Origin of the sequence: Streptomyces sp. NRRL S-1022 (assembly GCF_000720135.1) — a bacterium.
Classification (GTDB): domain Bacteria; phylum Actinomycetota; class Actinomycetes; order Streptomycetales; family Streptomycetaceae; genus Streptomyces.
On sequence record NZ_JOIU01000023.1, the window covers coordinates 96,261 to 117,422 of the forward strand.

At 70.3% G+C, this 21,162-nt stretch carries 16 protein-coding genes; 15 read left to right on the forward strand and 1 reads right to left on the reverse strand.

Features of this window, described 5'->3' with window-relative positions:
* Window positions 1–79: 79 nt before the first annotated feature.
* From IG05_RS0130165 to recQ, 15 genes are all read left to right on the forward strand, one after another.
* Window positions 80–439, forward strand: coding sequence for an NADH-quinone oxidoreductase subunit A (locus IG05_RS0130165; RefSeq protein ID WP_003992243.1), 360 nt, complete (start codon window positions 80–82; stop codon window positions 437–439).
* Between the two features lie 15 nt (window positions 440–454).
* Complete coding sequence (locus tag IG05_RS0130170; protein WP_007383964.1) at window positions 455–1,009, forward strand: NuoB/complex I 20 kDa subunit family protein; 555 nt, start codon at window positions 455–457, stop codon at window positions 1,007–1,009.
* Window positions 1,006–1,779, forward strand: coding sequence for an NADH-quinone oxidoreductase subunit C (locus IG05_RS0130175; RefSeq protein WP_030347201.1), 774 nt, complete (start codon window positions 1,006–1,008; stop codon window positions 1,777–1,779). Before IG05_RS0130170 ends, IG05_RS0130175 begins: the two co-directional genes overlap by 4 nt.
* Window positions 1,776–3,116, forward strand: coding sequence for an NADH-quinone oxidoreductase subunit D (locus tag IG05_RS0130180; RefSeq protein WP_030347202.1), 1,341 nt, complete (start codon window positions 1,776–1,778; stop codon window positions 3,114–3,116). Before IG05_RS0130175 ends, IG05_RS0130180 begins: the two co-directional genes overlap by 4 nt.
* Entirely contained in the window at window positions 3,113–3,979 is an 867-nt protein-coding gene (nuoE, locus tag IG05_RS0130185; protein ID WP_030347203.1) for an NADH-quinone oxidoreductase subunit NuoE, read from the forward strand. Before IG05_RS0130180 ends, nuoE begins: the two co-directional genes overlap by 4 nt.
* On the forward strand, window positions 3,976–5,325 hold the full coding sequence (nuoF, locus tag IG05_RS0130190) for an NADH-quinone oxidoreductase subunit NuoF (RefSeq protein ID WP_199808406.1): 1,350 nt from the start codon (window positions 3,976–3,978) through the stop codon (window positions 5,323–5,325). The genes nuoE and nuoF overlap by 4 nt, the downstream gene beginning before the upstream one ends.
* Window positions 5,322–7,826: an NADH-quinone oxidoreductase subunit G gene (locus tag IG05_RS0130195; protein WP_030347205.1), complete on the forward strand. Its 2,505-nt coding sequence runs from the start codon at window positions 5,322–5,324 to the stop codon at window positions 7,824–7,826. The genes nuoF and IG05_RS0130195 overlap by 4 nt, the downstream gene beginning before the upstream one ends.
* Window positions 7,823–9,187, forward strand: coding sequence for an NADH-quinone oxidoreductase subunit NuoH (gene nuoH, locus IG05_RS0130200; RefSeq protein ID WP_030347206.1), 1,365 nt, complete (start codon window positions 7,823–7,825; stop codon window positions 9,185–9,187). Before IG05_RS0130195 ends, nuoH begins: the two co-directional genes overlap by 4 nt.
* Window positions 9,180–9,827: an NADH-quinone oxidoreductase subunit NuoI gene (gene nuoI, locus IG05_RS0130205; protein WP_030347207.1), complete on the forward strand. Its 648-nt coding sequence runs from the start codon at window positions 9,180–9,182 to the stop codon at window positions 9,825–9,827. The genes nuoH and nuoI overlap by 8 nt, the downstream gene beginning before the upstream one ends.
* The gene (locus IG05_RS0130210; protein WP_030347208.1) at window positions 9,827–10,672 is read left to right on the forward strand and encodes an NADH-quinone oxidoreductase subunit J; all 846 of its coding nucleotides are present in this window, start codon (window positions 9,827–9,829) and stop codon (window positions 10,670–10,672) included. The genes nuoI and IG05_RS0130210 overlap by 1 nt, the downstream gene beginning before the upstream one ends.
* Entirely contained in the window at window positions 10,669–10,968 is a 300-nt protein-coding gene (gene nuoK / locus IG05_RS0130215; protein ID WP_023547474.1) for an NADH-quinone oxidoreductase subunit NuoK, read from the forward strand. The genes IG05_RS0130210 and nuoK overlap by 4 nt, the downstream gene beginning before the upstream one ends.
* Before the next feature lie 15 nt (window positions 10,969–10,983).
* Window positions 10,984–12,930: an NADH-quinone oxidoreductase subunit L gene (gene nuoL, locus IG05_RS0130220; RefSeq protein ID WP_030347209.1), complete on the forward strand. Its 1,947-nt coding sequence runs from the start codon at window positions 10,984–10,986 to the stop codon at window positions 12,928–12,930.
* A 5-nt stretch (window positions 12,931–12,935) separates the two neighbouring features.
* On the forward strand, window positions 12,936–14,507 hold the full coding sequence (locus tag IG05_RS0130225; RefSeq protein WP_030347210.1) for an NADH-quinone oxidoreductase subunit M: 1,572 nt from the start codon (window positions 12,936–12,938) through the stop codon (window positions 14,505–14,507).
* Window positions 14,504–16,153, forward strand: coding sequence for an NADH-quinone oxidoreductase subunit NuoN (gene nuoN, locus IG05_RS0130230; RefSeq protein ID WP_030347211.1), 1,650 nt, complete (start codon window positions 14,504–14,506; stop codon window positions 16,151–16,153). The genes IG05_RS0130225 and nuoN overlap by 4 nt, the downstream gene beginning before the upstream one ends.
* A 202-nt stretch (window positions 16,154–16,355) precedes the next feature.
* Window positions 16,356–18,356 carry a DNA helicase RecQ gene (recQ, locus tag IG05_RS0130235; protein WP_030347212.1) on the forward strand — a complete coding sequence of 667 codons (2,001 nt, stop codon included), beginning with the start codon at window positions 16,356–16,358 and terminating at the stop codon, window positions 18,354–18,356.
* 28 nt (window positions 18,357–18,384) lie between these two features.
* On the opposite strand, the gene IG05_RS0130240 is transcribed toward recQ, so the two are convergent.
* Complete coding sequence (locus tag IG05_RS0130240; protein WP_030347213.1) at window positions 18,385–21,156, reverse strand: fumarate reductase/succinate dehydrogenase flavoprotein subunit; 2,772 nt, start codon at window positions 21,154–21,156, stop codon at window positions 18,385–18,387.
* Window positions 21,157–21,162 lie beyond the last annotated feature (6 nt).

Consider the following 21,162-nt stretch of genomic DNA (forward strand, 5'->3'; position numbering starts at 1 on the left):
GGTTCGTGGGACCGGTGAGGCGGACGTGAGCCCAGTGCAACCGCCAGCAGTCAGCGCCGACTGAGAGGAGCGAGGAGCGGTGAACGCGTATGCGCCCATCCTCGTACTGGGAGCCCTCGGGGCAGGCTTTGCGATCTTCTCCGTGGTCATGGCCACGCTGATCGGTCCGAAGCGGTACAACCGCGCCAAGCTCGAAGCCTACGAGTGCGGCATCGAGCCGACCCCCACGCCGGCCGGCGGCGGGCGCTTCCCCATCAAGTACTACCTGACGGCGATGCTCTTCATCGTCTTCGACATCGAGATCGTCTTCCTCTACCCCTGGGCCGTCACCTTCGACGCCCTGGGGATCTTCGGGCTCGTGGAGATGCTGCTCTTCGTGCTCACCGTCTTCGTCGCCTACGCGTACGTATGGCGGCGCGGCGGTCTGGAATGGGACTGAGGGGCCTTTAACGACATGGGACTCGAAGAAAAGCTGCCGAGCGGCTTCCTGCTGACCACCGTCGAGCAGGCCGCGGGCTGGGTGCGCAAGGCGTCCGTCTTCCCGGCCACCTTCGGCCTGGCCTGCTGTGCCATCGAGATGATGACCACCGGCGCCGGCCGCTACGACCTCGCCCGCTTCGGCATGGAGGTCTTCCGCGGCTCGCCGCGCCAGGCCGACCTGATGATCGTCGCCGGCCGGGTCAGCCAGAAGATGGCGCCCGTCCTGAGGCAGGTCTACGACCAGATGCCCAACCCCAAGTGGGTGATCTCCATGGGGGTGTGCGCCTCCTCCGGCGGCATGTTCAACAACTACGCGATCGTCCAGGGCGTCGACCACATCGTGCCGGTCGACATCTACCTGCCCGGCTGCCCGCCCCGCCCCGAGATGCTGATGGACGCGATCCTCAAGCTCCACCAGAAGATCCAGTCCTCCAAGCTCGGCGTGAACGCCGAGGAAGCGGCCCGCGAGGCGGAGGAGGCGGCGCTCAAGGCCCTGCCCACGATCGAGATGAAGGGGCTGCTGCGGTGAGCGACGCCAACGGCACCCACGGAGGCGACGGGGTGAACGGCTCCGCGAACGGGGTGAACCCCGAGAAGGACCTCTCCGCCTCCAACCTCCCCGGCCACCGCGGCCGGGGCGGCGAGGAGATCCGCGTCCAGCGCGGCATGTTCGGCGCCGACAACGGCGGCGACACCTCCGGCTACGGCGGCCTGGTCCGCTCGGTCCGGCTCCCGGGGCCGGCGGCCCGGCCCTACGGCGGCTGGTTCGACGAGGTCGCCGACGAACTGGAAGGCGCCCTGGAGGAGCAGGGCCTCCTGCCCGGAAACGCCATCGAGAAGACGGTCGTCGACCGCGGCGAGCTGACCTTCCACATCGAACGCGAGCACCTGCCCCGCGTCGCCCGCACCCTGCGCGACGACCCGGCCCTGCGCTTCGAGCTGTGCACGGGCGTCAGCGGCGTCCACTACCCGAACGACAAGGGCCGCGAGCTGCACGCCGTCTACCACCTGCGCTCGATCACCCACAACCGGCTGATCCGCCTTGAGGTCAGCGCCCCCGACAGCGACCCGCGCATCCCGTCGCTGGTCTCCGTCTACCCGACCAACGACTGGCACGAGCGCGAGACCTACGACTTCTTCGGGATCGTCTTCGACGGTCACCCGGCCCTGACCCGGATCATGATGCCCGACGACTGGCAGGGCCACCCGCAGCGCAAGGACTACCCCCTCGGCGGCATCCCCGTCGAGTACAAGGGCGCCCAGATCCCGGCTCCGGACCAGCGGAGGTCGTACTCGTGAGCACGCAGTCAGCATCCGCCGCGTCGGCCGCGTCCGCACGCGAGACCACCGAGGGCACGGTATATACGGTCACCGGTGGCGACTGGGACGAGGTCGTCCAGTCCGCGGCCCGCGCCGACGACGAACGCATCGTCGTCAACATGGGTCCGCAGCACCCGTCCACCCACGGGGTGCTCCGCCTGATCCTGGAGATCGAGGGCGAGACGGTCACCGAGGCCCGCTGCGGCATCGGCTACCTCCACACCGGCATCGAGAAGAACCTCGAGTACCGCACGTGGACGCAGGGCACCACCTTCGTCACGCGCATGGACTACCTGACGTCCTTCTTCAACGAGACCGCCTACTGCCTCGCCGTCGAGAAGCTCCTCGGCATCGAGGACCAGATCACCGAGCGCGCCAAGATCATCCGGGTGCTCCTGATGGAGCTGAACCGGCTCTCCTCGCACCTGGTGTGCATCGCCACCGGCGGCATGGAACTGGGCGCCACCACGATCATGATCTACGGATTCCGTGATCGTGAAATGATTCTCGACATCTACGAGCTCATCACGGGCCTGCGCATGAACCACGCGTACATCCGGCCCGGCGGACTCGCCCAGGACCTGCCGCCCGGCGCGGTGGACCAGATCCGCGAGTTCGTGAAGAAGATGCAGAAGAACCTCCCGGAGTACGACAAGCTCGCCACCGGGAACCCCATCTTCAAGGCCCGCATGCAGGACGTCGGCTACCTCGACCTGGCCGGCTGCATGGCCCTCGGTGCGACCGGCCCGATCCTGCGCGCCACCGGCCTCCCGCACGACCTGCGCAAGACGCAGCCGTACTGCGACTACGAGACGTACGACTTCGACGTCCCGACCGCCGACTCCTGCGACGCCTACGGCCGCTTCCTCATCCGCCTGGAGGAGATGCGCCAGTCCCTCAGGATCGTCGAGCAGTGCCTGGACCGGCTCCAGCCCGGCCCGGTCATGGTCGCCGACAAGAAGATCGCCTGGCCCGCCCAGCTCGCCCTGGGACCGGACGGGCTCGGCAACTCCCTCGACCACATCAAGAAGATCATGGGCACCTCCATGGAGGCCCTGATCCACCACTTCAAGCTGGTCACCGAGGGCTTCCGCGTCCCGCCGGGACAGGCGTACACGGCCGTCGAGTCACCCAAGGGCGAACTCGGGGTGCATGCCGTCTCCGACGGCGGCACCCGCCCCTACCGGGTCCACTTCCGCGACCCGTCCTTCACCAACCTGCAGGCCATGGCGGCGATGTGCGAGGGCGGCCAGGTCGCCGACGTCATCGTCGCCGTCGCGTCCATCGACCCCGTGATGGGAGGCGTCGACCGGTGACCACCTCTTCTTCGGAGCGGGGCGTCAGCCTGGGCATGCCCGAACTGCCCGCGCCCGCCTACCCGGACGACGTCAGGGCCCGCCTGGAGACGGACGCGCGCGAGATCATCGCGCGCTACCCCGACTCGCGGTCCGCCCTGCTGCCGCTCCTCCACCTCGTGCAGTCGGAGGAGGGCCACGTCACGCGCACCGGCATGCAGTTCTGCGCGGACATGCTGGGCCTGACCACAGCCGAGGTCACCGCCGTCGCCACCTTCTACACGATGTACCGGCGCCGGCCCTCCGGCGACTACCAGGTCGGCGTGTGCACCAACACGCTGTGCGCGGTGATGGGCGGCGACGCGATCTTCGAGGCCCTCCAGGAACACCTGGGCCTCGGCAACGGCGAGACCACCGACGACGGCAAGGTCACCCTGGAGCACATCGAGTGCAACGCGGCCTGCGACTTCGCGCCGGTGGTCATGGTCAACTGGGAGTTCTTCGACAACCAGACCCCGGCGAGCGCCAAGCGCCTGGTCGACGAACTGCGCGCGGGGCGCCCCGCACAGCCCACGCGAGGGGCGCGGCTGTGCACCTTCAAGGAGACCGCGCGGATCCTGGCCGGCTTCCCCGACGAGCGGCCCGGGGCCGTCGAGGAGGGCGGCAGTGCGGGACCCGCGTCGCTGGTGGGCCTTCGCCTGGCAAGGGGAGAGGCCGCATCCGCACGCGTGGTCCATCCGCGCGGAGGTCCGCAGGGGGAACCGCAGGACAGGGTGCACGAGCCGTCGCCGGCCGAGCACCTCAGTTCCCATGACGCGCCGCAGGAGACATCGGCCTCCGACCCGGCCCACCCGGCAGGGCCTACCGCCGAGGAGGGGGAGTGATGACCGTGGCATCCGAGCTGAAGGACATGAGCCCCGAGAAGCTGCTCGCACCCGTGCTGTCGGCCTTCTGGGACGAGGACCGGTCCTGGTCGCTGGACGTCTACCGGAGGCACGAGGGATACGAGGGGCTCCGCAAGGCCCTCGCCATGTCGCCGGACGACCTGATCGCGTACGTCAAGGAGTCCGGGCTGCGAGGCCGCGGCGGCGCGGGATTCCCGACCGGAATGAAGTGGCAGTTCATTCCTCAGGGTGATGGGAAACCGCACTATCTAGTTGTCAACGCCGACGAGTCGGAGCCGGGCACCTGCAAGGACATCCCGCTCCTCTTCGCGAACCCGCACAGCCTCATCGAGGGCATTGTGATCGCGTGCTATGCCATCAGGTCGTCGCATGCCTTCATCTATCTGCGTGGTGAAGTCGTCCCTGTGCTGCGGCGGCTGCACGAGGCCGTGCGCGAGGCCTACGCGGCGGGCTACCTCGGCGAGAACATCCTGGGCAGCGGACTCGACCTCCAGCTCACCGTGCACGCGGGTGCGGGCGCGTACATCTGCGGTGAGGAGACCGCACTGCTCGACTCGCTCGAAGGCCGCCGTGGTCAACCGCGGCTCCGTCCCCCCTTCCCTGCGGTGGAAGGCCTCTACGCCTGTCCGACTGTGGTGAATAACGTCGAGTCGATCGCGTCAGTTCCCGCCATCCTGAAAAACGGGAAAGAATGGTTCAGGTCGATGGGCAGCGAGAAGTCCCCGGGCTTCACGCTCTACTCGCTCAGCGGCCACGTCGCGAGCCCCGGCCAGTACGAGGCCCCGCTCGGCATCACCCTGCGCCAGCTCCTCGACATGAGCGGCGGCATGCGGCCGGGCCACCGCCTGAAGTTCTGGACACCGGGCGGCTCCTCGACGCCGATGTTCACCGACGAGCACCTCGACGTCCCCCTGGACTACGAGGGCGTCGGCGCCGCCGGCTCCATGCTCGGCACCAAGGCGCTGCAGTGCTTCGACGAGACGACCTGCGTGGTGCGGGCCGTGACCCGCTGGACCGAGTTCTACGCCCACGAGTCCTGCGGCAAGTGCACGCCCTGCCGCGAAGGAACGTACTGGCTGGTGCAGCTGCTGCGGGACATCGAGGCCGGCAAGGGCGTCATGTCCGACCTCGACAAGCTCGCCGACATCGCCGACAACATCAACGGCAAGTCCTTCTGCGCCCTCGGTGACGGTGCAGCATCACCGATCTTCTCCTCGCTGAAGTACTTCCGTGAGGAGTACGAGCAGCACATCACCGGCCGGGGCTGCCCCTTCGACCCGGCCAAGTCGACGGCCTGGGCGGACCGCCCGGAGGTGAACGCATGACCGTGACCACCAACGCTCCCGCGGGTGGCGGAGAGGCGGCGGTCCCGCCGGAGGACCTCGTCACGCTGACGATCGACGGCATCGAGATCAGCGTGCCCAAGGGCACCCTGGTCATCCGGGCCGCCGAGCAGCTCGGCATCGAGATCCCCCGGTTCTGCGACCACCCCCTCCTGGACCCGGCCGGCGCCTGCCGCCAGTGCATCGTCGAGGTCGAGGGCCAGCGCAAGCCGATGGCGTCCTGCACGATCACCTGCACCGACGGGATGGTGGTGAAGACCCACCTGACCTCACCGGTCGCCGAGAAGGCCCAGCACGGCGTGATGGAGCTGCTGCTCATCAACCACCCGCTGGACTGCCCGGTCTGCGACAAGGGCGGCGAGTGCCCGCTGCAGAACCAGGCGATGTCGCACGGCAACGCCGAGTCCCGCTTCGACGGCAAGAAGCGGACCTACGAGAAGCCCGTACCGATCTCCACCCAGGTGCTGCTCGACCGCGAGCGGTGCGTGCTGTGCGCCCGCTGCACCCGCTTCTCCAACCAGATCGCGGGCGACCCGATGATCGAACTGGTCGAGCGGGGCGCGCTCCAGCAGGTCGGCACCGGCGAGGGCGACCCGTTCGAGTCCTACTTCTCCGGCAACACCATCCAGATCTGCCCGGTCGGCGCGCTCACCTCCGCCGCCTACCGGTTCCGCTCCCGCCCCTTCGACCTCGTCTCCTCGCCGTCGGTCTGCGAGCACTGCGCCGGCGGCTGCGCCACCCGCACCGACCACCGGCGCGGCAAGGTCATGCGGCGCCTCGCCGCCAACGACCCCGAGGTCAACGAGGAGTGGATCTGCGACAAGGGACGCTTCGCGTTCCGGTACGCGCAGCAGAGGGACCGCCTCGACACCCCGCTGGTGCGCAGCGCCGACGGCGTGCTGGAACCCGCCTCCTGGCCCGAGGCACTGGAGGCGGCGGCGCGCGGCCTGACCGCCGCCCGTTCCCGGGCCGGCGTCCTCATCGGGGGCCGGCTGACCGTGGAGGACGCCTACGCGTACAGCAAGTTCGCGCGCGTGGCACTCGACACCAACGACATCGACTTCCGCGCGCGCCTGCACAGCGGTGAGGAGGCCGACTTCCTGGCCGCGCAGGTCGCCGGCCGCGGCCGTGACCTCGACGGTACGGGCGTCACGTACACGTCCCTGGAGAAGGCACCCGCCGTACTGCTGGCCGGCTTCGAGTCGGAGGAGGAGGCACCCGGCGTCTTCCTGCGGCTGCGCAAGGCCTGGCGCAAGCACAAGCAGCAGGTGTTCGCGCTGGCCACACACGCCACCCGGGGTCTGGAGAAGGCCGGCGGCACGCTGCTGCCGGCCGCACCGGGCACCGAGACGGAGTGGCTGGACGCCCTCGCCGCCGGCGTCGGTCTGGAGGAGCCCGGCACGCGTGCCGCCGAGGCCCTGCGCACCGAGGGCGCCGTCATCGTCGTAGGGGAGCGGCTCGCCGGGGTCGCGGGCGGTCTCACCGCCGCCCTGCGCGCCGCCACCGCGACCGGCGCCGAACTGGTGTGGATCCCGCGCCGGGCCGGTGAGCGCGGTGCCGTCGAGGCGGGCGCGCTGCCCTCGCTGCTGCCGGGCGGCCGCCCGGCGACCGACCCGCGCGCGCGGGAGGAGGTCGCCGCCGTCTGGGGGCTCGCCGAACTCCCGCCGCGCTACGGCCGGGACACCCACCAGATCATCGACGCCGCCGCCAACGGCGAACTGTCCGCGCTGGTGGTCGCCGGGGTGGAGGTCGCCGACCTGCCCGACCCGGCACACGCGCGTGAGGCGCTGCACGGCGTCGGCTTCCTGGTCTCGCTGGAGCTGCGGCCCAGCGAGGTCACCGAGCACGCCGATGTCGTCCTGCCGGTCGCCGCGGTGGTCGAGAAGGCGGGCACCTTCCTCAACTGGGAAGGCCGCGTGCGCTTCTTCGAGACCGCGCTCAAGCCCGACCAGATGACCCGCCGGCTCGCGCCGACCGACACGCGCGTGCTGCAGATGCTCGCCGACGCCATGGACGTCCACCTGGGCCTGCCGGATCTGCGCACCACGCGCGCGGAGATCGACCGGCTCGGCCCCTGGGACGGCCCCCGCGCCGGCGGCCCCATGGAGTCCGCGGGCGTGCTGCCCCGTCCGGCCGTCGGCGAGGCCGTACTCGCCGGACACCGGCTGCTGCTCGACCAGGGCGTCCTCCAGGAGGGCGACGAGGCGCTCGCCGGCACCCGGCACGCCGCACGCGCGCGCGTGTCCGCCGCGACCGCCGCCGAGGCGGGCGTCGCGGACGGCGCACCCCTGGCCGTCACCGGCCCCGCCGGCACGGTCGAACTGCCCATCCAGATCACCGACATGCCCGACCGGGTGGTCTGGCTCCCGTTGAACTCCACCGGTTCCGGCGTCGCCTCCGACACCGGGGCGCGGCCCGGTTCCCTCGTCCGTATCGGCCCGGCGGCTGCCGCCGGAGAGGCCCCCAAGGAGGTGGAGGCATGAGCCCGTACCTCGCCGCTGAAGACCTCTCGATGTTCGGCCGCGACCCCTGGTGGCTGGTCGTCGTCAAGGCGGTGTTCTGCTTCGCCTTCCTGATGGTGACCGTGCTGTTCTCCATCGTCTGGGAGCGCAAGGTCGTCGCCTGGATGCAGCTGCGCATCGGCCCCAACCGGCACGGCCCCTGGGGCATGCTCCAGTCCCTCGCCGACGGCGTGAAACTGATGCTCAAGGAAGACCTCATCGTCAAACGCGCGGACAAGGTGGTCTACGTCCTCGCGCCGATCGTCGCGGCCATCCCGGCCTTCATGGCGATCGCGGTGATCCCCTTCGGGCCGGCCGGCAACGAGATCTCGATCTTCGGTCACCGCACCGCGATGCAGCTCACCGACCTGCCGATCGCGATGCTCTACATCCTCGCGGTCGCCTCGGTCGGCATCTACGGCATCGTCCTCGCCGGCTGGAGCTCCGGATCCACCTATCCGCTCCTCGGCGGCCTGCGCTCCTGCGCGCAGATGATCTCGTACGAGATCGCCATGGGCGCCGCGTTCGCCTCCGTGTTCCTCTACTCGGGGTCGATGTCGACGTCCACGATCGTCGAGCAGCAGCACGACCGCTGGTACATCCTGCTGCTGCCGGTCTCCTTCATCCTGTACATCGTCACGATGGTCGGCGAGACAAACCGCGCCCCCTTCGACATGCCGGAGTCCGAGGGCGACCTGGTCGGCGGCTTCAACACCGAGTACTCCTCGATCAAGTTCGCGATGTTCATGCTCGCCGAGTACGTGAACATGGTGACCGTCTCGGCCGTCTCCACCACCCTGTTCCTCGGCGGCTGGCGCGCGCCCTGGCCGGTCAGCAGCTTCTGGGAGGGCGCGAACCACGGCTGGTGGCCGCTGCTCTGGTTCGTCATCAAGGTGCAGCTGCTGCTGTTCTTCTTCATCTGGCTGCGCGGCACGCTCCCGCGGGTCCGCTACGACCAGCTGATGAAGCTCGGCTGGAAGGTCCTCATCCCGGTCTCGGTGACCTGGCTGATGCTGGTCGCGACCGTCCGCGCGCTGCGCAACGAGAACTACGACTTCGCCGACATCGCGCTCTACGTCGGCGGCGGTGTCCTCGCCCTGCTGCTGATCTCCTTCGTCGCCGACATGTTCCGCGACAAGGGGAGGACCGCCGAGCAGCCCGCCGGCCCGGAGCCGGCCTTCGACCCGATGGCGGGCGGGTTCCCCGTACCACCGCTGCCCGGACAGCAGCTGCCGCCGGTGCCCAGGCGCCGCTCCAGCCGGGAGCGGGAGCTGATTGTCAGTGGTGGGCCGGACACTGTCAGTGACGGATCTTCGGATGGAAAGGAGGCGTCCGATGGCTGAGGAGCCTCAGGAGACCGGGCAGCCCAAGCCCGGCTTCCAGAACCCCGTGGCCGGCTTCGGCGTGACCTTCAAGGCCATGTTCAAGAAGCGGCTGACCGAGCAGTACCCGGAGCAGAAGAAGACCACGGCTCCGCGGTTCCACGGACGGCACCAGCTCAACCGCCATCCGGACGGCCTGGAGAAGTGCGTCGGCTGCGAGCTGTGCGCCTGGGCCTGCCCCGCCGACGCCATCTACGTGGAGGGCGCCGACAACACCGACGAGGAACGCTACTCGCCGGGCGAGCGGTACGGCCGCGTCTACCAGATCAACTACGCCCGCTGCATCCTGTGCGGCCTGTGCATCGAAGCGTGCCCCACACGCGCGTTGACGATGACCAACGAGTTCGAGCTGGCCGACTCTAGCCGCGCCAACCTCATCTACACCAAGGAGCAGCTGCTCGCCGGTCTCGAAGAGGGCATGGTCGACACACCGCACGCGATCTTCCCGGGGACGGACGAGCAGGACTACTACCGCGGCCTGGTCACGCAGGCCGCGCCCGGCACCGTCCGCCAGACCGCCGTCTCCAAGGGAGAGGTCCCGCAGGAGGCCGCGTCCACGTTCGGCGAGGACGAGCCGGCCTCCGGGAAGGTGATCGGCTGATGAGCGCGCAGCACCTCGCCGCCTACACCACCTCCACCGGTGAGGCCTTCCAGTTCTGGGCCCTCGGCACGATCGCGGTGCTCGGTGCCCTGTGCACCGTCTTCATGAAGAAGACCGTGCACAGCGCGCTCTGCCTCGCCGGCACCATGATCGTCCTGGCGGTGTTCTACCTCGCCAACGGCGCCTACTTCCTCGGGATCGTGCAGATCGTCGTCTACACCGGCGCGATCATGATGCTGTTCCTGTTCGTGGTGATGCTCGTCGGCGTCACCGCCGCGGACTCCCTGAAGGAGACCATCAAGGGCCAGCGCTGGCTGGCCCTCCTGTGCGGCGTCGGCTTCGGTGTCCTGCTGTTCGCCGGCATCGGCAACGCCTCCCTGAAGCAGTTCGACGGCACCGGCCAGGCGAACGCGAACGGCAACGTGGAGGGCCTCGCCACCCTCATCTTCACCAAGTACGTCTTCGCCTTCGAAATCACCGGCGCGCTGCTCATCACGGCCGCCGTCGGCGCCATGGTGCTCACCCACCGGGAGCGCACCGAGCGGGTCAAAACCCAGCGCGAGCTGTCCGAACAACGCATCCGCGAGGGCGCGCACATCCCGCCGCTGCCCGCCCCCGGTGTCTACGCCCGGCACAACGCCGTGGACATCGCGGGCCTGCTGCCCGACGGCACCCCGTCCGAGCTGACCGTCAGCAAGACGCTGCGCGAACGCGGCCAGATCCGTGACGTGTCCGCGGAGGCGCTCAACGACCTGCGAGCGCTGGAGCAGCGCGCGCAGGAGCGCCTGGAGCGCAGGGCGATCGAGCCGGAGACGTTCAAGCGGCCCGAGGAGGCGTCGAAGTGAACCCGGTCAACTACCTCTACCTCGCCGCCCTGTTGTTCACGATCGGTGCGACCGGCGTACTGATCCGGCGCAACGCCATCGTGGTCTTCATGTGCATCGAGCTGATGCTGAACGCCTGCAACCTCGCGTTCGTCACCTTCTCCCGGATGCACGGCAACCTCGACGGCCAGATCATCGCGTTCTTCACGATGGTCGTCGCCGCCGCGGAGGTCGTGGTGGGCCTCGCGATCATCGTGTCGCTGTTCCGTACCCGCCACTCGGCCTCGGTCGACGACGCCAGCCTGATGAAGCTGTAAGGGGTCGGAAGAATCGTGGAGAACCTGATCGCGCTGCTCATCGCGGCGCCCCTGCTCGGAGCGGCCGTCCTGCTCACCGGCGGCCGGCGCCTGGACCGCGTCGGCCACTGGATCGGCACGCTCCTGTCGGCCGCCTCCTTCGTGTTCGGCCTCATCCTCTTCGCCGACCTCCTCGGCAAGGGCGCGGAGCACCGCACCCTGACGCAGCACCTGTACAGCTGGGTCCCGGTGGCCGGCTTCCAGGCGGACGTCACCTTCCGCCTCGACCAGCTGTCCATGACGTTCGTCCTGCTCATCACGGGCGTCGGCTCGCTGATCCACCTGTACTCGGTCGGGTACATGGAGCACGACGAGCGGCGCCGCCGCTTCTTCGGCTACCTGAACCTGTTCCTCGCGGCGATGCTGCTGCTCGTCCTCGCCGACAACTACCTGCTGCTGTACGTCGGCTGGGAGGGCGTCGGCCTCGCCTCGTACCTGCTGATCGGCTTCTGGCAGCACAAGCCCAGCGCCGCCACGGCCGCGAAGAAGGCCTTCCTGGTCAACCGGGTCGGCGACATGGGCCTGTCCATCGCGATCATGCTGATGTTCACCACCTTCGGCAGCTTCGCCTTCGGCCCGGTCCTCGGTCACACCGGTGACACCTCCGAGGGCAGGCTCACCGCGATCGGCCTGATGCTGCTGCTGGCCGCCTGCGGCAAGTCCGCCCAGGTGCCGCTGCAGTCCTGGCTCGGGGACGCCATGGAGGGCCCGACCCCGGTCTCCGCCCTCATCCACGCGGCGACGATGGTGACCGCGGGTGTCTACCTGATCGTCCGCTCCGGCGCCATCTTCAACGCCGCCCCCGACGCCCAGCTGGCCGTCACCGTGGTCGGCGCGGTCACCCTCCTGTTCGGTGCGATCGTCGGTTGCGCCAAGGACGACATCAAGAAGGCGCTGGCCGGCTCCACCATGTCGCAGATCGGCTACATGGTCCTCGCCGCCGGCCTCGGCCCCATCGGCTACGTCTTCGCGATCATGCACCTGGTGACGCACGGCTTCTTCAAGGCCGGCCTGTTCCTCGGTGCCGGCTCCGTGATGCACGGCATGAACGACGAGGTCGACATGCGCCGCTACGGCGGCCTGCGCAAGTACATGCCTGTCACCTTCATCACCTTCGGCCTCGGCTACCTCGCCATCATCGGCTTCCCGGGCCTGTCCGGCTTCTTCTCCAAGGACAAGATCATCGAGGCGGCCTTCGCCAAGGGCGGCACCGAGGGCTGGATCCTCGGCGGCGCGGCCCTGCTCGGCGCGGCCATCACCGCCTTCTACATGACGCGCGTGATGCTGATGACGTTCTTCGGGGAGGAACGGTGGCGCAACGCCCCCACCCCGTCCCCGGCCGAACCCAGCGTGGAGCCCGCCGCCGACACCCGCGGCGAGCACGCCGAGCCGCACCCGCACGAGTCCCCGAAGGTCATGACGATCCCGATGATCGTGCTGGCCGTCGGCTCGGCCTTCGGCGGTGCCTTCTTCAGCATCGGTGACCGCTTCCTGCACTGGCTGGAGCCCGTCACGGGCCACAGCGAGGGCGACTCGCCGCTCAGCGCGGCCACCGTCACCGGCGCCACCATGGTGTGCCTGGTCGTCGGCGTCGCCATCGCCTGGGCCCAGTACGGCCGCAAGCCCGTCCCGGCGGTCGCCCCGCGCGGCTCGCTGCTCACCCGCGCGGCCCGCCGCGACCTGCTCCAGGACGACTTCAACCACGTGGTCCTGGTGCGCGGCGGCGAGCACCTGACGCGCTCCCTGGTGTACGTCGACCACACCCTGGTCGACGGTGTCGTCAACGGCACGGCGGCCGGCTTCGGCGGCCTGTCCGGACGGCTGCGCCGGCTCCAGAACGGCTTCGCCCGCTCCTACGCGGTCTCGATGTTCGGCGGTGCGGCACTCCTGGTCGCCGCGACCCTGCTGATGAGGGCGGTCTGATACCGATGTCCTTTCCTCTGCTGACAGCGACGGCGGCGCTCCCGGCCCTCGGGGCCGTCGCCACGGCCGCCGTACCGGCCGCCCGGCGCACCGCCGCGAAATGGCTGGCGCTGGTCGTCTCGCTCGCCACGCTCGCCCTGGCCGTCACCGTCCTGGTCCGCTTCGACCCGGGCGGCGCCCGCTACCAGCTCACCGAGTCCCACGCCTGGATCAAGGACTTCGGCGTCAGGTACGAGCTGGGCGTCGACGGCATCGCGGTCGCACTGATCGCGCTGACCGCCGTACTGATCCCGTTCATCATCCTCGCGGGCTGGCACGACGCCGACCCGCTGGAGACCGGCAGCCGCCGCTGGCGGCCCACCCAGGGCTTCTTCGCGCTGATCCTGGCGGTCGAGGCGATGGTGGTCATCTCGTTCGAGGCCACCGACGTCTTCGTCTTCTACATCTTCTTCGAAGCCATGCTCATCCCGATGTACTTCCTCATCGGCGGCTTCGGGGACCACGCGCACGAGCACGGCGAGGAGACGGCCGCCACCCAGCGGTCGTACGCCGCGGTGAAGTTCCTGCTCTACAACCTGGTCGGCGGCCTCATCATGCTGGCCGCGGTGATCGGCCTCTACGTGGTCGCCGGGAACTTCTCGCTCACCGAGATCGCCGAGGCCCGCGCCGCCGGCTCGCTGCACATGGCGACCAGCACCGAACGCTGGCTGTTCCTCGGCTTCTTCTTCGCCTTCGCGGTGAAGGCGCCGCTGTGGCCGCTGCACACCTGGCTGCCCAACGCCATGCAGGAGGCCACCGCCCCGGTCGCGGTGCTCATCACCGCGGTCGTCGACAAGGTGGGCACCTTCGCGATGCTCCGCTTCTGCCTCCAGCTGTTCCCGGAGGCCAGCAAGTGGGCGACGCCCGTGATCCTCGTCCTGGCGCTCATCAGCATCGTCTACGGAGCCCTGCTCGCCGTCGGCCAGCGGGACATCAAGCGCCTGGTGGCGTACGCGTCGATCTCCCACTTCGGCTTCATCGTCATGGGCGTCTTCGCGATGACCAGCCAGGGACAGTCCGGCGCCACGCTCTACATGGTCAACCACGGCATCTCCACCGCCGCGCTGATGCTGGTCGCCGGCTTCCTCATCTCCCGGCGCGGCTCCCGGCTCATCGCCGACTACGGGGGCGTGCAGAAGGTCGCCCCGGTGCTCGCCGGCACCTTCCTGATCGGCGGCCTGGCCACCCTGTCGCTTCCCGGACTGGCGCCGTTCGTCAGCGAGTTCCTGGTCCTGGTCGGCACGTTCACGCGCTATCCGGTCATCGGCATCATCGCCACCTTCGGCATCGTCCTCGCCGCGCTGTACACCCTCGTGCTGTACCAGCGGACGATGACGGGCCCGGTGAAACCGGCAGTCTCGGCGATGCCCGACCTGCGCGCGCGCGAGCTGGTCGTCGTCGCGCCGCTGATCGTGCTGCTGATCTTCCTGGGCGTCTACCCGAAGCCCGTCACGGATATCGTCAACCCGGCGGTCAAGCAGACCATGTCCGACGTACACAAGAAGGACCCCAAGCCCGCAGTGGAGGCGGCCAAGTGAGCGCACCAGCCGTCCACAGCCTGTGGACAACCGCGGCCGACCCGATCTCCAAGATCGACGCGCCGAAGATCGAATACGCACAATTGTCGCCCACCCTGATCGTCATCGGCGCGGCACTGGTCGGAGTGCTCATCGAGGCATTCGTGCCGCGCAGGTCCCGCTACTACGCTCAGGTCTTCGTGTCCGTCGTGGCCCTGTGCGCCGCGTTCGCCGCGGTCGTCGCGCTGGCGTCCGACGGGTACGGCACCACCAAGGCGCACATCGCGGCCATGGGCGCGCTAGCGGTCGACGGGCCGGCCCTCTTCCTGCAGGGCACCATCGTGCTGGCCGGCCTAGTGGGCCTGTTCACCTTCGCCGAGCGGCGCCTGGACCCGGCGGCGCACGGCAACCGGGTCGACTCCTTCGCCGCGCAGGCCGCCTCCGTCCCCGGCAGCGACAGCGAGAAGGCGGCCGTGAAGGCCGGCTTCACCACCACCGAGGTCTTCCCGCTGCTCCTCTTCGCCATCGGCGGCATGCTGGTCTTCCCCGCGGCGAACGACCTGCTGACCCTGTTCGTCGCCCTGGAGGTCTTCTCCCTCCCGCTGTACCTGCTGTGCGCGGTGGCCCGCCGCAAGCGCCTGATGTCGCAGGAGGCCGCGGTCAAGTACTTCCTGCTCGGAGCGTTCGCCTCCGCGTTCACCCTGTTCGGCATCGCGCTGCTGTACGGCTACGCGGGCTCGGTGTCGTACGCCCGCATCGCCCAGGTCGTCGACGGCACGGCCACCGACGTCGACCCGGCGCTCGCCAACACCATGGGCAACGACGCGCTGCTGCTGATCGGCGGCGCCATGGTCGTGATGGGCCTGCTGTTCAAGGTCGGCGCGGTGCCCTTCCACATGTGGACGCCCGACGTCTACCAGGGTGCGCCCACCCCGGTGACCGGCTTCATGGCGGCGGCGACCAAGGTGGCCGCGTTCGGCGCGCTGCTGCGCCTGCTCTACGTCGTCCTGCCCGGCCTGCGCTGGGACTGGCGGCCGGTCATGTGGGCCGTGGCCATCATCACCATGCTGGGCGGTGCGATCGTCGCCATCACCCAGACCGACATCAAGCGGCTGCTGGCGTACTCGTCCATCGCGCACGCCGGCTTCATCCTCGCGGGTGTCATCGCCACGTCGAAGGACGGCGTGTCGTCCGTTCTCTTCTATCTGGCGGGCTACTCCTTCGTCACGATCGGCGCCTTCGCCGTGGTCACGCTGGTCCGCGACGCGGGCGGCGAGGCCACCCACCTGTCCAAGTGGGCGGGCCTGGGCCGGCGCTCGCCGCTGGTGGCGGCCGTGTTCGCGGTGTTCCTGCTGGCCTTCGCCGGTATCCCGCTGACCTCCGGCTTCGCCGGGAAGTTCGCCGTGTTCAAGGCGGCGGCGAACGGCGGCGCGGCACCGCTGGTCGTGATCGGTGTGATCTCCTCGGCCATCGCCGCGTTCTTCTACATCCGGGTGATCGTGCTGATGTTCTTCAGCGAGCCGAGGCCGGAAGGCCCGACCGTCGCCGTCCCCTCACCGCTGACCATGGTCGCGATCGGCCTGGGCGTGGCGGTGACGCTGGTCCTCGGCGTGGCACCGCAGTACTTCCTGGACCTGGCGAACCAGGCGGGAGTGTTCGTGCGCTGACGTTCACCGTGTACATGCCGCTGCCCGGCACCCCGAGCGGGGTGCCGGGCAGCGGCATGTACACGGAATCACTGCTGACGGTCGCGGCGCGGCTTGATGTGAGTGAGAAACCTGTGGATAACTCCGGGCTGTCGGTCCGGGCCCCTATCGTGGAGGCAGCGGTCGAGAGACGACACACGGGGGACCGGCGGGGGACAGGACAATGGGCGTGACAGGCGGGATCAGCGAGATGCCACAGGTGACCGAAGGGCCGGGCACGGCCGACAGCGAGGCGCTGGCCACGCTGCACCGGGTCTTCGGATACGACGCCTTCCGGGGCGAACAGCAGGCGATCATCGAGCATGTGGTGGCGGGCGGCGACGCCGTCGTCCTCATGCCGACCGGCGGCGGAAAGTCGCTCTGCTACCAGATCCCGGCCCTGGTCCGGCCCGGCACCGGCGTCGTGGTCTCGCCCCTGATCGCCCTCATGCAGGACCAGGTGGACGCCCTGCGGGCCCTCGGCGTCCGTGCCGGGTTCATGAACTCCACGCAGGACTTCGACGAGCGGCGCGTGGTCGAGGCCGAGTTCCTGGCCGGCGAGCTGGACCTGCTGTACCTCGCACCGGAGCGGCTGCGCCTGGACGCCACGCTCGACCTGCTCTCCCGCGGCAAGATCTCCGTCTTCGCGATCGACGAGGCGCACTGCGTGTCCCAGTGGGGCCACGACTTCCGCCCCGACTACCTCTCCCTGTCCCTGCTCGGCGAGCGCTGGCCGGACGTCCCGCGGATCGCCCTCACCGCCACGGCCACCCACGCCACCCACCAGGAGATCACCCAGCGGCTGAACCTGCCGACGGCCCGGCACTTCGTCGCCAGCTTCGACCGCCCCAACATCCAGTACCGGATCGTGCCCAAGGCCGACCCCCGGAAGCAGCTGCTCACCTTCCTCCGCGAGGAGCACGCGGGCGACGCCGGCATCGTGTACTGCCTCTCGCGGAACTCGGTGGAGCGTACGGCGGAGTTCCTGACCGCCAACGGCATCCAGGCGGTGCCGTACCACGCGGGCCTGGACGCGGCCACGCGCGCGGCACACCAGTCCCGGTTCCTGCGCGAGGACGGCCTGGTCGTGGTGGCGACCATCGCGTTCGGCATGGGCATCGACAAGCCGGACGTACGCTTCGTCGCCCACCTGGACCTCCCCAAGTCGATCGAGGGCTACTACCAGGAGACCGGCCGGGCGGGCCGCGACGGGCTGCCGTCCACGGCCTGGATGGCGTACGGCCTGAACGACGTCATACAGCAGCGCAAGCTGATCCAGTCCGGCGAGGGCGACGAGGCGTTCCGCCGGCGGGCCGCCTCCCACCTCGACGCCATGCTCGCGCTGTGCGAGACCGCCCAGTGCCGCCGCGGCCAGCTGCTCGCCTACTTCGGCCAGGACCCCGACGCCGCCGGCTGCGGCAACTGCGACACGTGCCTCACCCCGCCCGAGACCTGGGACGGCACGATCGCCGCGCAGAAGGTGCTGTCCACGGTGGTACGGCTGCAGCGGGAACGCGGACAGAAGTTCGGTGCGATGCAGATCGTCGACATCCTGCTCGGCAAACGCACCGGCAAGGTGATCCAGTTCGACCACGACCAGCTGTCCGTCTTCGGTATCGGCCAGGACCTCACCGAAGGCGAGTGGCGCGGCGTCGTCCGGCAGCTGCTGGCCCAAGGGCTCCTCGCGGTCGAAGGGGAGTACGGCACGCTGGTCCTCACCGAGGCGAGCGGCTCGGTGCTGCGGCGGGAGCGCGAGGTGCCGCTGCGCAAGGAACCGAAGAAGCCGGCCGCCTCCCGGTCCCGGTCCGCCGGCGCCTCCGGGGGCGACCGCAAGGCCAAGGCCGCCGCGGCCGAGCTGCCCGACGCGCTGCTCCCCGCCTTCGAGGCCCTGCGGGCCTGGCGCGCCGAGCAGGCCCGGGAGCAGGGCGTCCCGGCGTACGTCATCTTCCACGACGCCACCCTCCGGGAGATCGTGACCCGGTGGCCCGGTTCGGTGCGGGAACTGGGCACGGTGGGCGGCGTCGGCGAGAAGAAGCTGGTGACGTACGGCGAAGGGGTGCTGGAGGTGCTGGCGTCCCTGAACGGCTCGGCCGAGGCATCCGGCGAAGCCCCGGCCCCCGACGACAGCCCGGACGACCACTGGCCCGAGCCGTCGGACGAGCCGGAGCCCGACGACTGGATATAGCCCGCGGCGGCCTCGCGCGGTGCGGGGCTCACAGCCCCCGCGCCGCGTAGGCCCGGACGTCCGCGTCCGAGTCGGCCGTGGCCGCGGCGAGGGCCGCGCGGGCCTCCGCCGAGGTCCGGTGCCCGCTCAGGGCCAGGACCGCCGACTTACGGACGTCGGCGTTCGGATCGGCGAGGGCCTTGGCGAGGGCGGGGACGGCCGGGCCGGCGGGCGCGGCCGACAACGCGGTCGCGGCACCGGACCGTACCTGCCAGGCCGGATCCGACAGGGCGGCCACGGCCCGCGCGGCCAGCGGCGGCGGGCAGCCGGTGGCGGCCAGCGCGCCGAGCGCGGCGCCCCGCACCAGTGGGTCGCCGTCCTCGGTGAGCCGGTCCAGGGCGGCGGTGAGCAGGTCCCGGTCGGCCGGGGCGAGGGCGGCCGAGCCGATAGTGGCCAGGGCCTTCGCCACGGTGACCCGGACCTCCCGGGAGGGATCGTCCGCCGCGCCCGCCAGGGGCCGGACCGCGTCCACCGAGACGAGCGCCCGCACGGCCTCGGTCCGGACGGCGATGTCGGGGTCGTCCAGTGCCGCCGCGAACACCGCCGCCTCGCCGAGCCGCAGGGCCCGCAGCACATCGAGGGCAGCGGCCCGGACCACGGGGTCGGCCTGGGCGAGCGCACCGGTGAGAGCGGCCCCCAGAGCCGGCTCGGGCGGCAGCGTCTCCACGAGCTCCCGCAACGAGGCCGCGGCGGCCGCGCGGACCTCGGCATCGGGGTCGGCGAGCGCACCGGCCAGGGCCTGGCCGGTGCCGGGCGGCACGGTCTCCGTGAGCACCGCGACGGCCATACGGCGCACAGCGGGATCCGGGTCGGCCAAGTACGGCTCGACCATCGCGAGTTCGGGCTCCGCCTCGGCCAGGCCCAGCAGCTCCAGCAGCCGGGGAGAGGCGGCGTCCCGCGCGTCCGCCCGGTCCACGGAACCGGCATCGGCGGCACGCGCGGACGCGGGCCGCACGGCCACCGGCGCCACCTCGCGGGGCCCGGCCGTGGCCACGTGCTCGGGACGGACCTCGCCCAGATGCCGGGAGGGACCGCCGACAGGCGTGAACTCCTCCACCGGCACCAGATACGGAGCCACGGGACGGGCCGTGAACTCCATCGCACCAGAGGGGGACTTGTGCAGATCGAGATGGTGGAACCAGGAGACGTCGTCGCGCCCGGGATGATCGAGACGATCATGGTAGAGGCCCCAGCGGGACTCGGTGCGGGCCAGCGAAGCGCGGGCGGCCATCTCCGCGCAGTCGCGTATGAAGGTGACCTCGGCACAGCGCATCAGCTCATGCGGGGTGCGGGCACCCATGGAGGCGATGTCGGCGCGCATCCGCTCGAACGCCTCCAGCGCGAGGGAGAGCCGCGCGCCGGACTTCGGCGGTGCCACGTAGTCGTTCACGAAGCGGCGCAGCTTGTACTCGACCTGGGGCTGCGGCGGGCCGTCCGGGTTGCGCAGCGGGCGGTAGATCAACTCGTGGGCCTCGCGCACCTGGTCCGCGGGAAGCTCACCGTCGTACGCCCTGTACCGGGCGGCGTCCGCACCCGCGAGGTCGCCGAAGACGAAGGCGCCGATCATGTAGTTGTGCGGGACGCAGGCGAGGTCGCCGGCGGCGTACAGGCGGGGCACGGTCGTACGCGCGTGGTCGTCGACGCGGACACCCGAGGCGGAGTGGCCGCCGCACAGGCCGATCTCGGAGATGTGCATCTCGACGTCGTGGGTGCGGTAGTCGTGCCCGCGGCCGGCGTGGAAGGTGCCGCGGGTGGGCCGCTCGGTGGAGTGCAGGATCGACTCCAGGGCGGAGACCGACTCCTCGGGCAGATGGCTGAGCTTGAGGTACACCGGACCCCGGTCGCCGGCGACCTCGGCGGCGAACTCGGCCATCATCTGCCCCGACCAGTAGTCGGAGTCGACGAAGCGCTCGCCGTGCCGGTTGACCTGGTAGCCGCCGAACGGGTTGGCGACGTAGGCGCAGGCCGGACCGTTGTAGTCCTTGATCAACGGGTTGATCTGGAAGCACTCGATACCGGTCAGCTCGGCGCCCGCGTGGTAGGCCATGGCGTACCCGTCACCGGCGTTGGTGGGGTTCTCGTAGGTGCCGTAGAGGTAACCGGAGGCGGGCAGGCCGAGCCGGCCACAGGCACCGGTCGCCAGGATCACCGCGCCCGCGCGGATGGTGACGAACGCGCCGGTACGGGTGTGGAACCCGACCGCACCCACGGCCCGCCCGCCGGCGGTGAGGACCCGGACCGGCATCACCCGGTTCTCGATCCGGATCCGCTCCCGCATCTCGCGCCGCCGCAACTGCCGGTACAGGACCTTTTTGACGTCCTTGCCCTCTGGCATCGGCAGTACGTACGAGCCGGAGCGATGGACCTGGCGGACCGCGTACTCGCCGTGCTCGTCCTTCTCGAACTTGACCCCGTACGACTCCAGCCGCTGCACCATCGCGAAGCCGCGCGTGGCGGTCTGGCGGACGGTGGCCTGGTCGACGATGCCGTCGTTGGCGCGGGTGATCTCGGCGACGTAGTCGTCGGGCTCGGCACGGCCGGGGATGACCGCGTTGTTGACGCCGTCCATGCCCATGGCGAGCGCGCCGGAGTGCCGGACGTGGGCTTTTTCCAGCAGCAGGACGTTCGCACCGCGCTCGGCGGCGGTCAGGGCGGCCATGGTGCCGGCGGTGCCGCCGCCGACGACGAGGACATCGCAGGTCAGCTCCTCGGCATCGGTGACGGCGGGAATCTGCAGGGGGGCGGGCGCGAGGGTGGTCACCGGGAT